Genomic DNA, 12,712 nt, shown 5'->3' with positions numbered 1-12,712 from the left:
GCTCATTTTTGTTTCTCGCGTTAGAACCCCCTAAATCCAAGTGCGGGATGATAGCGCCAGCCCCTGTCAGCGTTACTTTTGGCCAAATCAATCACGCCATACCGTAGTGCACAGGCAGCAAGTTCTAGATCTCTTTCGTCGGCTAATTGGCTTAGCTCTGTCAGGTAATCCGGCTCTCCCCAGAAGCCAATGCGTGGCCCGAACTGCAGCGGGAAATTCTCTAGCAAGTTATTCGCAGAAATTAATTGCCCATCTTCCTGCTGAAATTTGAAATTCAACACTTCATCTTCGTCTGGCTGTAGAACATAGCGCTGATGCCCCAGCGGGTCATCGCGAAAGCGCTGTTTACGCTGCAACTCGCCAGACAGCGCCGCCCGCGTTTGCCACCAAAGCGGCACCGGCAAACCTGACTTCGTGCTTTCACCGAGCATCAAGGCCCGAAGTCGCACATGCTCCAGGTCGACCAAGTTACTGCGCGGTTGCAACTCAGCTCGCTCGACAATCCGTGGCCGTGCGTCAATCATGCTCAGTTGCTCGACGCTCAACACGTCACTTAGATTGTGGCTGGCAAGCATAAATTCAGGGCTCTCAAATCCAGGCCTGCAGAAAGCTGGCGCTCTCCCCTCTAACGCTTTTACGTTGCGCTCCAGCAGATACACATTGGCTGACTGACACGGCCCCGGACGGTGCCGCCGAATGCGTCCAGCCAGCTGAATAATCGAGCGCATAGAGGACGGTTCAACGATACCCCAGTCGTAATCGTGATCGCGCCCGACCTCTGCGACCGGTGACGCCAGCACCACAAAAATCTGCTCTGGCTCGGGGTTCGCATCCAGCCATGCGCGTAATTCAGGGTCGGCAAATACAGCCTCTGGATCGTGGCGATTTAACAACCGATCAAGACGCCGTTCGATAGCAGAACGCATTAGCAAGAGGTGACGTGCGTGATAACAGCACAGGTGAATTCGGCAACCTGTTTCGGCACCCAATTTGAAAATTGCTTGGGCGACATCAATCATCGGATCGATATTAGCCATGCGCAGCAAGCCAAAACTGACGCGCTTTTGGCTGACCGGATCGACACTGTGATGCTCCCGGTGCAACTGATGGAGCATCCGGTGCAGGTGAGTTGCTAGCTCGTTGCGTATTTCTGGGGCGCCGCTCACGGTTATCGGCACTGGCTGAATCTGCGCCAATCGACGTACTTCAGCCTGCCTTAGCTTGGCAATGCGTTTGCCCACAAAAGTGCTGTGAGCATCAGTAAAAGACTCGGAAACCATGTGCTCACTCGACTCTGCGGCGAACTCATCAAACCATGCGCAACAGACGTTTAACCGCTGGCCGGGCACTCCCCGATTGGCTTGAAAAGAGCGGCGCCCCTCCAGATATGCGGCGAACAGTCCCTGAATCAAAGCCGGCGGCAGCGTTGCCGAAGACAATAGTACCCGGCTGCCAAGCAAGCCAGCCCAGTAAACCAGACGACTCAACGCGGGCAAGTCGTTAAGGTCGAAATCATCGGGTTCGTCCAGCACCAAATCAGCGGTCATCAGCCGCAACATCGGTGCGATCTGACGTCCACCCCGCGTACCTTCGGTGGCAGGAATCAAATGATCGACCGTGCAGACTAAAACGGGAGCATCGAGCATACGCTGTGCGGCGGAGTTTTTGCCTAACCAGTTTTTCAGCGCGCCCTCCTCAAGGCTGCCTTGGTAATGCACATAACTGTCGTCGTCCTGAAGCTGCTCGGCCGATTCTGAGCCGCTACGATCCAGCGACCCTCTGGCGCGGTCGAAAAGTTCTTTGATCGCTATACCGCCGACCACAACAGCCAGATCGTCGTCGCCCAATTTCAATCGATCACGGTAGGCCTGACCGGTTTGCAGAGTCAGGCTACGCAGGCCCAGTGCGATAGAGAAACGTGCCCCACGCTGCGGATCAGACAAGCCGTAAAGAATCCGGCCATTAGCCAACGTTTTGCCGCACCCGGTAGAGGCCATGTTGACGCCGAAAAAGCCCTGCTGGGCAGAACGTACTTGTAGCGCGGTAGCGAGGTCGTAGGCTTTGTCTTGCCAGCGAAAACGCTCATCGGCACTGCGTCGTTTAAAGCCTTTGTGCCGGGCAATACTCGGCAACCGGCGCTCTAACTGCGGCAAGCTGTGTGCAATACGCCCACTGTGTACCGCAACACCGATCAGATGCTCATCCAATCGCTGTTTCAACTGCCCCGTCTCGCGGTCAGTATTGGCGAACAACGGATAATCGGCATCGCCATAACGTGGGTGCGAGGGTTCACTGGAGTAGTGATGATCAGCCAGCATCAAAATTAATCGAGAAACATGGGTAACGTAGGGGTTTACCAACCAATCCGTCGTACTGAAGCCGGTGCGCGCCAGCATGCGTTCAGCTAGCTTGGCGGCGTGCTCACACCAATGCTTACTAGCGAGCGGGAGCGAGTTTTTAAAGGTCCAGCAGGCAGTTTTTTCCTTTAAATCAGCCTGAAGACGAGCGGCGTTCCATTCTGACGTTATTCCGTGAGGCAGGTTTTTCAGTGTTTGTGAATGCAACACTTCGTCATAAGGCTGCACCGGTAAACGATGATGACTGAGGATCAACCAACCGATGGCCCGAGCCAGACGCGGCAAAATATTGAAGGGGCTACGCGGTGAGGGTGTGCTGAGGCCATCGCGCAGTGTTAGTAAGCGCTCCTGCCAGCCTTTATCTTCTGTGCCGTTCGTCAAAGAGGCAAGACGTTGCAACCAGGCCTCATCGCTATCATTTCCCACAAAGGCTTGAAACAAACGCAGAGACACCCACTCATGCCGATAAGCATCGGCAAGTGGTTTTTTACTGCTGAGTTTGTTCTGAAAAGCTTGACTGGCCTTGCCAAAATCATGGAACAAAGATGCCAGCCCAGCCAACAGACGGATGTCTTCACCGGTATGCCAGTCATTTTCATTTTGGCTCCGCAACACGTCGCGCTCGGTACTGTTGGTCGGTACCGCACCTTGGGCATTAAAACGGCTAGCATCTCCAACTATCCACAGCATTTCGCTATGGTCACGGCCGCGAATCCAATGACAGGCGACAGAGGTATTTCGCCGGGCTGTCTTCCTTAGTAACCGCCGCAGAGTGTCGAGACCTTGCTGAGTAATCGGTGTTTGCCAAGTACGTTCGCCACGGCGTTCGGCAAACTGGTCGAGAATACGACGACTCTCATTTAAAGCTCGTTTATCGCATTGGCAGATCAGCAAAACATTCACTTCTGCGAATTCCCCAACTGCTGCGCCACGGCTTTAAGGCTGTCAATCATGAAGTCTAGAGCCTCGTTACGGGTCAGGCTTTCAATGCAGGCTTGGCGAAACTCCTGCTCATCATCCCCGCGCATGGCGGAAATAAAAGCTTGAGGCAAAATCATCGCATCCTTGATCAAGTCCGCTGCATCGAACACCAATCCGCCACGGCGCGTCTTGCCATGTAAAACCGCCAAGCCGTGAGGCAAGCCAAGCACCCAAGTTGCGGTGGCGGCCAAACCATAGGCCAGGTAATTACCATGATCAAGAAAGCGATTAGCAGGATCGTTACCGCTGCCACGTTTGGCGCGAACAAAATCGCCATATTTCATGGCGCGCGCCGCTAGTTTGAACAGCAGCTTAGTCAGCCGCGCTTCCTCGGTAAGCAAAAAAGTGTGATCCGGCGCCGCATTTAGGTACATAAGGGACTGCTGCAGCGCAGCATCCAAGGTTGCAGCATCAATTTGGAAGCCCGCCTCTTTGAGCGGACGGTTGGTCAGCCAATGCTGCCTGACTCGCTCCAGACGTAGGCGTTGAAATGCTTTGGCTGCTTCTAGGCGTAACTCATCATCGAACCAAAAACGCACCCAGTACTGAAGATATTCGGTAGGGCGGTACTCACTTTGCGGTGAAAACCAGGCCACTTCGATATCGATTTCATTAGCGCTGAACAGGGGCGTACCGCCCCCACCCGCAAACCCAACCAGCACACCCGCTTTAGCCAGTTCGCGCATCGCAGCTTGGGTGACAGATGTTCCTGTCCCCAGTAGCACTGTCGTGGTGTTGGCAATAGGGATATTCCAGTACAGCGAACGCTTACCTTCATCCGTCACATACTCGACACGCCCGCCATTAACCAAAACCCGACAATATTCGAGGTAGTAAATATTGGCGCGCTTGGAGTGCAGGATCGATTTCAAGTCTGATGCGTTTAAGTCATCCATGTACACACCTAGGTTATTGAAACCTTCACTGAGACTACAGAGGAAGAAGAACTGCACAACAGGAATTATAACGCCGACAACCCCGCGAGCTTGCGATCCAGGGGGTAGGCATTGACTTGGGTTAGCCAGAGCGGGGAAAAATTCTGTTTAAGCAAACTATTTACCAGAAACCTGGCGTGCACTTTACCGCTCACTGATGTTACACCCGATAAACGAATGGGCGAGATTCTTCAGCCGAAAAAAACTCAAAACGATGCACGGGACCCAAAAACAACAACTACGGCCTTACCTCTACCCAACGCTATCTCGCGCTTTTTTACCTCAACTATTCAGCACCCTGCAGGGAACCGAACTCAACACGCTATAATCAAAACCGCTCAGGCCACTTGGCCGTCATGTCATTGGAGTTTCCATGAAGCGTTGTGTACTGATTGGATTGTTCCTAACCGCTACCACGTTGACGCTCCCGGTTTTTGCGGGGAACGAAAGTAGTCTCTGTCAGATCAACTTGCAGAAAGTCAGAGATGCCCAGTCCAGTAATCAGGGAATGAACGATCAGCTAAGGGGTGACATCGACTCGACCCTTCACCGAGCCGAAGCGGCGTTCGCTCGAAATAGCGATGACGGTGTTCGCGAGTGCATTTCATTAACGACCCAAGCGATGCAAAAAATTCAGAGCAATTGAAGACTTAACCTATTCGTTCGCGGAGTGAAGCGCCTAGCGTCTGTCCATAGCGAAGATTCCATCTAGCAGAACGGGCTTTGATTCGATCACTATAAAAAAGGGCGCTCAGTGAGCGCCCTTTTGAAAATCCACCTGTCATGCTGCCTTCATATCGGCCATCAACGACTTCTTCAGTTGAGCCTTCAGCACTTCCATCTCCTTGCCAATTTCGTCCAGCTTTTCTTTTCCTAAAAGTTCTTCGCACTGAGGAAACATTTCCTCCTCTTCTTCTTCGATGTGGTGTTCCAGCAGTTCCTTTATCACTTTGACTCTCCCAGCGAATTCAGGCGTGCCGGGGTCGGTAGCTTTCAAATCCGGCAGCACCAGGGAATCGACGGTACGGTGCTCTTCCTTGGCTTCGTAATACATAATGTCCTGTTCCTTACTGCCCGCAGCTTTAAACGCAGGGTAAAGAATTTCCTCTTCGAGCTGGGTATGGATAACCAACTCCATCTCCAATTTAGTCAACAGATCGGCGCGTTTTTTAAGGGCGCGCTCTGAAGACTCACTCAGTTGAGTAAGAATTTCTTTGACCCGTACATGGTCTTGAACAAGCATGTCGATAGCATTCATCACGGTTCTCCAAAAAGGCTGGCAACTCATAAATACGATCGCCTGGCCCGAATTGATAAAGGGCGGAGCTAGAAGCTCACTGAAGGCTTACAGCATCTTCCGTGCCCGCTCCGACTAAAGATTAATCACCAATAAAAACAAACGCTTATACAAATTACTTATCGAGCAGCTCCGTGCAATTTGCATGAACACACCTCACAAAAACAGTGCATATTGCCGTCACGCTGTTAACTCAGAGCTGACCAAAACTAGCTGGCTTGCGAACTCATGCCCGGGGTCAAAATCACCTTGCGGCAATCCTCTTGTTTTTTATCGAAGATTTTGTAGCCCTCCACTGCATCTTCCAGAGACATCCGATGCGTGATGATGGCCTCTGGTGTCAGCGCGCCGCTTTCGATGTGTTCCAGCAGCTCAGGTAGATAACGCTGCACATGGGTCTGGCCCATTTTAAATGTCAGGCCTTTATCGAAGGCGTCGCCAAACAGGAAGCCATGGATAAATCCCGCGTAGACGCCCGGAACACTCACCGTACCGCCACGACGTACGGCGGCGATGCACTGACGCAAGGCTTTGCCGCTGCTGCCTTCGAGTTTGAGGGTGGCTAACACCGTTTCAGTGGTGCTGCCCTTGGCCTCAAAACCCACGGCATCGATCACACCATCCACGCCGCGCATCCCCGGGGTTTGGCGAATGATGGTGTCGGCGGGATCATCGTCGTCATCGAAGTTGATCGGGATAACGCCGTAAGTGCTCTGCGCGTATTCCAGGCGGTACGGGTGATGGTCCACCATGAAAATCTTTTCAGCACCTAACATCTTGGCGCAGGCCGCACTAAGCAACCCCACCGGTCCCGCGCCATAAATCGCAACACTGGAGCCCTTGCCGATACCAGCGTTCAACACGGCCTGCCACGCGGTAGGCAAAATATCGGACAAGAACAGTACTTTCTCGTCAGCCAACGTACCCGGCACCTTGAAGGGCCCAGTATTGGCCTTCGGCACCCGCACATACTCAGCCTGGCCGCCTGGCACGCCGCCGTATAAATGACTGAATCCAAATAAGGCCGCACCAGGCGGAATTGACTTTTTATTCAGAATCGCACCGCGTCCGGTATTGGTGGTTTCGCACGCTGCGAACTGATCTTGCTGACAGAAAAAGCAGCTGCCGCACGCGATCACAAAAGGAATTACAACCCGATCGCCTGGCTTCACTGCCGTAACTTGAGAACCCACTTCCTCAACAACCCCCATGAATTCATGACCGAAGATATCGCCATGTTCCACGGCGGGAATTTTTCCCCGATAGAGGTGTAAATCAGACCCGCAAATAGCGGTGGCCGTGACTTTCAAAATGATGTCATCCGCGTCTTTGAGGACCGGATCTGGAACGTTATCAACCCTTACGTCATGGGCGCCGTGGTAGGTAAGTGCTCGCATGGGGTGCTCCCTGGTTATGCAAATATGCAGTGCCAAAAGGGAGGCCGCGTCAGAGTGGCCTCAACAGAATAGGGAGGCCAGCATATTGGCTAAAGTTCAGAGGTAAGGACCGGCGGGAGAAACCGAGCTATGTCCATCTATACAGATTGTGCGACAGCGAATTCTCACGATGCATTAGGGCTAATCGATCACAGGCGTCAGGTGATCGGCGCCGGGTTGAACAAAGTGATGTCGTTGTGCAGGCGTAGCGCTTCGGCGCAGGTTTTTTTCCTGCCACTGGCGACGTCCAGGTAGAAGTGAAACAACTCCCAACCCAACTCTTCGATGCTGGCGCGCCCGGTGGCGATGCGCCCTGCATCGATATCGATCAGGTCTGGCCAACGCTGGGACAGCTCGGTGCGCGTCGACACCTTCACCACTGGCGCCATTGCCAAGCCATACGGCGTTCCGCGTCCGGTGGTAAATACATGCAGATTCATCCCGGCCGCCAGCTGCAACGTACCGCAGACAAAATCACTGGCCGGCGTTGCACAGAAAATCAGTCCTTTGCGCGTGAAGCGTTCGCCAGGTCCAAGCACCCCGTTGATCGCGCTGCGTCCGGATTTGACGATGGAGCCCAAGGATTTTTCGACGATGTTCGACAGCCCGCCCTTCTTGTTGCCCGGCGTGGTGTTGGCGCTGCGGTCGGCCTCGCCCTTGGCCAGGTAACGGTCGTACCAGTCCATTTCTCGAACCAGTTCTTGAGCCACTTCGACGGTTTCCGCGCGCGAGGTCAGCAAGTAAATCGCATCACGCACTTCGGTCACTTCGGAGAACATCACCGTCGCACCGGCGCGTAACAGCAAATCCGAGGCGTAGCCCAGCGCCGGGTTCGCGGTGATGCCGGAAAACGCATCGCTCCCACCGCATTGCATGCCCAAAATCAGCTCGGACGCCGGCACGGTTTCGCGACGACGTTGATCGAGTTTCTTCAAGCGGGTCTCGGCCATGTCCATGATCTGCTCGATCATTTCCACGAAACCGTGGCTCGAGTCCTGAAGCCGATACAGCCACGGGTCGTCGAGGTCCACCGAGCTATCGTTTTCGTGCATGACTTGCCCCGGCTGCAATTTCTCGCAACCCAGGCTGATCACCAGCGCTTCGCCGCCCAGGTTCGGGTTACGCGCCAAGTTGCGCACGGTACGGATCGGAATGTAGGCATCTTTTGCCGTGATCGCCACGCCACAGCCATAACTGTGGGTCAGCGCCACCACGTCATCGACGTTCGGGTATTTAGGCAGCAACTCGTCACGGATGCGCTTGACCGCATGATCAAGCACCCCGGTGACGCATTGCACAGTAGTAGTGATGCCCAGAATATTGCGCGTACCGACAGTGCCGTCAGCGTTGCGATAACCTTCGAAAGTGAAACCTTCCAGCGGCTCGCCCTGTTCCGGCACATCAGTGGACAACGGCAGGCTGTCCAGCGGCGGCGCGGTCGGCATGCGCAGGTGATCTTCCCTGACCCAACTGCCACGCGGGATAGCTTGCAAGGCAAAACCAATGGTGTGCCCGTAACGAATAACAGGCTCCCCTTCGGCGATGTCCACTAAGTTGACCTTGTGGCTTTGCGGCACGTTATCCAGCGTTACCAAACCGTTGTCGAACCGGGTGCCCGCAGGCACACCTTGATCGTTGACCACGACAACCACGTTATCGAGGGCATTCAACTGAATGTAGCGTGGCGAATCGGCATGTTGAATCAGGTTCATCACGGTTTCCTCAGGATTTGGCTTGAGAAAGTTTTTTGGCGCCATCGCCGATTGCCAGGCCCTTAGGTGACGGTTCTGTCAATTCGACGCGCTTGATTTCACCAACAATGAACACATAGCTGATCACCGCCACCAACGCATTGGCACCGACGAACACCAGCGCCCACTTGAACGAGCCAGTTGAGTTGATGATGTAACCGATCACGATAGGGGTAGTGATGGAAGCGATGTTGCCGAACATGTTGAACAAACCACCGCTCAAACCGGCGATCTGCTTGGGCGATGTATCGGAAACCACGGCCCAACCCAATGCGCCAACGCCTTTACCGAAGAAGGCCAGGGCCATGAAACCGACCACCATCCATTCGATGTCCACGTAATTGCACGCGACAATCGTCGTCGACAACAGTAGCCCACCGATAATCGGTACCTTGCGGGAGAAGGTCAGCGAATGGCCTTTGCGCAACAGGTAGTCAGAAATGATCCCGCCCAACACGCCGCCGACAAACCCACAGATCGCTGGCAGGGAGGCAATGAAGCCGGCTTTCAGGATTGTCATACCGCGTTCCTGAACCAGGTACACCGGGAACCAGGTCAGGAAGAAGTAGGTAATGCCGTTGATGCAGTATTGGCCCAGGTAGACGCCGAGCATCATGCGATTGGTCAGCAGCTGCCGCACGTAGTCCCACTTGGGGCCACCGCTGGCACCTTTGCCCTTATCCTGATCCATATCGACCATGCCGCCGTTGTCGGCAATATGGTTGAACTCGGCTTCGTTGATCATCGGGTGATTGCGCGGGCTGTGGATAACTTTCAGCCAAATTGCGGAAAACACCACACCGACGCCGCCCATCACCACAAACACGTGTTGCCAGCCATAGCTGTAAACGATCCAGCCCATCAGCGGGGCGAACAGTACGGTGGCGAAATATTGCGCAGAATTGAAGATGGCCGACGCAGTGCCGCGTTCGGCGGTAGGAAACCAGGCCGCGACAATCCGTGCGTTACCTGGGAAGGATGGCGCTTCAGCCAGACCCACCAGAAACCGCAGCATGAACAGCGCGACGATGGCCGTGGAGACGCCGAATTCACCGACATAGCCTTGCAGCACGGTGAACAGCGACCAGGTGAAAATGCTCAGGGCATAGACTTTTTTTGACCCGAACCGGTCAAGTAGCCATCCGCCGGGGATCTGGCCAGCCACGTAGGCCCAACCAAACGCAGAAAAGATAAAGCCGAGGGTAACGGCGTCGATGCCGAGACTTTTTTGCAGGCTGGAGCCCGCGATAGCGATGGTGGCACGGTCGGCATAATTGATCGTGGTCACCAGAAAAAGCATGAGCAGAATCAAATAGCGGACGTGGGTCGGCTTGGCGTGCGGCATGTAACAGTACTCCCACTATTTATTTTTTTTGGGCGGGTAAAGCTTTTACGTACAACTCTTCAGGAGCGAACTTGTTGGCGAGGCGGCGTGTCAGGTCTAACGCCTCACCAACAAGGTGGCTCCTAGCGGTTTCGCGTTACTTACGAGCCGATGTAGCTGGTTTTCACCACGGTGTAGAACTCTTGCGCGTAGCGACCTTGCTCGCGCGAACCGTAGGAAGAACCTTTGCGACCACCAAACGGCACGTGGTAATCGACACCCGCCGTTGGCAGGTTGACCATCACCATCCCGGCCTGCGAATGGCGTTTGAAATGGTTGGCATATTTCAGCGAAGACGTCGCGATGCCTGCCGACAAGCCGAATTCGGTGTCGTTGGCCATGGCCAGTGCAGCTTCGTAGTCAGCCACGCGGACGATGTTCGCCACTGGGCCAAAGATCTCTTCTTTGCTGATGCGCATCTCGGCGGTGCTGTCGGCAAACAGCGTTGGTGCCAGGAAGTAGCCTTCGGTGTCGCAGGTGACCAATTCACCGCCCGATACCAAACGTGCGCCTTCTTGTTGACCGATCGCGACATAGCTCATGTCTTGATCCAGCTGGGCTTTTGAAACGACCGGACCGATATCAATACCGGCCTTCAGTGCATGGCCCACTTTGATCGAACGCATGCGCTCGGCCACGGCTTCAACGAACTTGTCGTGGATGCCAGCGGTCACGATGAAGCGGCTCGACGCCGTGCAACGTTGACCGGTGGAGTAGAACGCGCTCTGTACCGACAGCTCGACCGCTTGCTTGAGATCAGCGTCGTCGAGAATGACCTGTGGGTTTTTGCCGCCCATTTCCAGCTGTACTTTGGCTTGACGCGCAATGCAATCAACCGCGATCTGACGACCCACACCGACGGAACCGGTGAAGCTGACGCCGTCGACTTTGCGGCTTTTGACAATCACGTCACCCACTACACGGCCGCTGCCCATCACTAAATTGAACACGCCAGCCGGGAAGCCCGAGCGGGAGATGATTTCAGCGATAGCCCACGCGCAACCGGGCACCAGGTCAGCCGGTTTGATCACCACGCAGTTGCCGTAAGCCAGGGCCGGGGCGATTTTCCAGGCCGGAATCGCAATCGGAAAGTTCCACGGGGTGATCAGACCGATCACGCCTAGCGCTTCGCGAGTGACTTCAACGTTGACCCCCGGACGGACCGACGGGATGTAGTCGCCGGACAGACGCAGGGCTTCACCGGCGAAGAATTTGAAGATGTTGCCAGCGCGGGTCACTTCGCCGATCGCTTCCGGCAAGGTCTTGCCTTCTTCACGGGCGAGCAAGGTGCCTAGTTCTTCGCGGCGCGCGAGGATTTCGCTGCCGACTTTGTCCAGCGAATCACTGCGTGCTTGAATGCCAGAAGTAGACCACGCCGGGAACGCAGCACGGGCAGCGTCGATAGCCGCGTTGACTTGCGCCACATCTGCTTGAGCGTACTGGCCGACGACATCCGACAGATCAGATGGGTTTATGTTGGAGGAATAAGTCGAACCGGCAACCCATTCGCCGCCAATGTAGTTATCAAAACGTTTCGAATCAGACACGAGCATTCTCCAAAAAAGCACGAAAAGCTAAAGGCAGAACCGCTGATCACTCAGCGGCCTTGGTTGTGCATATTTATTATTGAGCGCCCTGCTTGTCCATCAACGCAGCGAGCATTTCAAACTCTTCTGCGGTGAGGTCAGTCAATGGCGTACGGACCGGACCTGCGGCGTAACCGGCGATTTTCGCGCCTGCTTTTACGATGCTGACTGCGTAACCCGACTTGCGGTTACGGATGTCCAGATACGGCAAGAAGAAGTCGTCGATCAGCTTGCCCACGGTGGCGTGATCGTCACGGGCAACGGCGTGGTAGAAGTCCATGGCCATTTTTGGCAGGAAGTTGAACACCGCCGACGAATACACCGGAACGCCCAGCGCTTTGTAGGCAGCGGCGTAGACTTCGGCGGTCGGCAAGCCGCCCAGGTAGCTGAAGCGATCACCGAGCCGATGACGGATGGAAACCATCAGTTCAATGTCGCCCAGCCCGTCTTTGTAGCCAATCAGGTTCGGGCAGCTCTCGGCCAGACGCTCCAACAGTGGAGCGGTCAAGCGGCAGACGTTACGGTTGTAAACAATCACGCCAATATTGACCGACTTGCACACCGCCTCCACGTGGGCGGCAACGCCGTCCTGGCTGGCTTCGGTCAAATAGTGCGGCAGCAGCAAGACGCCTTTGGCGCCCAGGCGCTCGGCTTCCTGTGCATATTCGATGGCTTGACGGGTCGATCCGCCGACACCGGCCAGAATCGGCACGCTGTTGGCGCAAGTATCAACCGCGGTCTTGATGACTTCAGAATATTCGCTGGCTGCGAGGGAGAAAAACTCACCGGTTCCGCCGGCAGCGAACAACGCGGTAGCGCCGTAGGGCGCGAGCCATTCAAGGCGCTTGATGTAGCCGGCCTTGTGGAAGTCGCCCTGAGCGTTGAAATCCGTAACCGGAAAAGACAGCAGACCTGCAGAAAGGATGGACTTCAGTTCTTGTGGATTCATTATTCGAACACCCTGAGCAACAAAATATGGAAGGAA

9 protein-coding genes are annotated in these 12,712 nt (G+C 54.9%); 1 reads left to right on the top strand and 8 read right to left on the bottom strand.

Annotation, left to right across the window (positions count from 1 at the left end; all coding sequences use genetic code 11):
- Positions 1-20 precede the first annotated feature (20 nt).
- Both cas3f and cas1f read right to left on the bottom strand, forming a co-directional pair.
- Positions 21-3,260 (bottom strand): type I-F CRISPR-associated helicase Cas3f, encoded by a 3,240-nt coding sequence (gene cas3f / locus QN378_RS15460; protein ID WP_323550906.1) that lies wholly within the window; start codon positions 3,258-3,260, stop codon positions 21-23.
- Entirely contained in the window at positions 3,257-4,234 is a 978-nt protein-coding gene (gene cas1f, locus QN378_RS15455; RefSeq protein ID WP_322206728.1) for a type I-F CRISPR-associated endonuclease Cas1f, read from the bottom strand. The genes cas3f and cas1f overlap by 4 nt, the downstream gene beginning before the upstream one ends.
- 412 nt (positions 4,235-4,646) lie before the next feature.
- Here cas1f and QN378_RS15450 point away from each other — a divergent pair, with 412 nt between their 5' ends.
- A complete protein-coding gene (locus QN378_RS15450; protein WP_322206727.1) occupies positions 4,647-4,919 on the top strand; it encodes a hypothetical protein in 273 nt (90 codons plus the stop codon).
- Between the two features lie 135 nt (positions 4,920-5,054).
- On the opposite strand, the gene QN378_RS15445 is transcribed toward QN378_RS15450, so the two are convergent.
- The 6 genes from QN378_RS15445 to kdgD form a co-directional block, all read right to left on the bottom strand.
- Positions 5,055-5,531: a hemerythrin domain-containing protein gene (locus QN378_RS15445; RefSeq protein ID WP_322206726.1), complete on the bottom strand. Its 477-nt coding sequence runs from the start codon at positions 5,529-5,531 to the stop codon at positions 5,055-5,057.
- A gap of 248 nt (positions 5,532-5,779) precedes the next feature.
- Positions 5,780-6,967 (bottom strand): zinc-dependent alcohol dehydrogenase, encoded by a 1,188-nt coding sequence (locus QN378_RS15440; protein WP_322206725.1) that lies wholly within the window; start codon positions 6,965-6,967, stop codon positions 5,780-5,782.
- Between the two features lie 197 nt (positions 6,968-7,164).
- On the bottom strand, positions 7,165-8,718 hold the full coding sequence (gene garD / locus QN378_RS15435; RefSeq protein WP_322206724.1) for a galactarate dehydratase: 1,554 nt from the start codon (positions 8,716-8,718) through the stop codon (positions 7,165-7,167).
- A gap of 10 nt (positions 8,719-8,728) precedes the next feature.
- Complete coding sequence (locus QN378_RS15430) at positions 8,729-10,102, bottom strand: MFS transporter (protein ID WP_322206723.1); 1,374 nt, start codon at positions 10,100-10,102, stop codon at positions 8,729-8,731.
- Positions 10,103-10,242: 140 nt separating this feature from the next.
- Positions 10,243-11,688, bottom strand: a complete 1,446-nt coding sequence (locus tag QN378_RS15425) for an aldehyde dehydrogenase family protein (RefSeq protein WP_323550907.1) — start codon at positions 11,686-11,688, stop codon at positions 10,243-10,245.
- 76 nt (positions 11,689-11,764) lie between these two features.
- Positions 11,765-12,676, bottom strand: a complete 912-nt coding sequence (gene kdgD / locus QN378_RS15420) for a 5-dehydro-4-deoxyglucarate dehydratase (RefSeq protein WP_322206721.1) — start codon at positions 12,674-12,676, stop codon at positions 11,765-11,767.
- Positions 12,677-12,712: the final 36 nt, after the last annotated feature.

This window comes from Pseudomonas sp. 10S5 (assembly GCF_035019745.1).
In the GTDB taxonomy this organism is placed as follows: domain Bacteria; phylum Pseudomonadota; class Gammaproteobacteria; order Pseudomonadales; family Pseudomonadaceae; genus Aquipseudomonas.
Note: the sequence above shows the minus strand (reverse complement) of the source record. Positions and strands in the feature narration are given on the sequence as shown.

Bases quoted from the DNA above. Each gene is read 5' to 3' on its own strand.
- QN378_RS15440 (WP_322206725.1), bottom strand. From the start codon at position 6,967: ATGCGAGCACTTACCTACCACGGCGCCCATGACGTAAGGGTTGATAAC.
- kdgD (WP_322206721.1), bottom strand. From the start codon at position 12,676: ATGAATCCACAAGAACTGAAGTCCATCCTTTCTGCAGGTCTGCTGTCT.
- cas1f (WP_322206728.1), bottom strand. From the start codon at position 4,234: ATGGATGACTTAAACGCATCAGACTTGAAATCGATCCTGCACTCCAAG.
- QN378_RS15430 (WP_322206723.1), bottom strand. From the start codon at position 10,102: ATGCCGCACGCCAAGCCGACCCACGTCCGCTATTTGATTCTGCTCATG.
- garD (WP_322206724.1), bottom strand. From the start codon at position 8,718: ATGAACCTGATTCAACATGCCGATTCGCCACGCTACATTCAGTTGAAT.
- QN378_RS15445 (WP_322206726.1), bottom strand. From the start codon at position 5,531: ATGAATGCTATCGACATGCTTGTTCAAGACCATGTACGGGTCAAAGAA.
- QN378_RS15450 (WP_322206727.1), top strand. From the start codon at position 4,647: ATGAAGCGTTGTGTACTGATTGGATTGTTCCTAACCGCTACCACGTTG.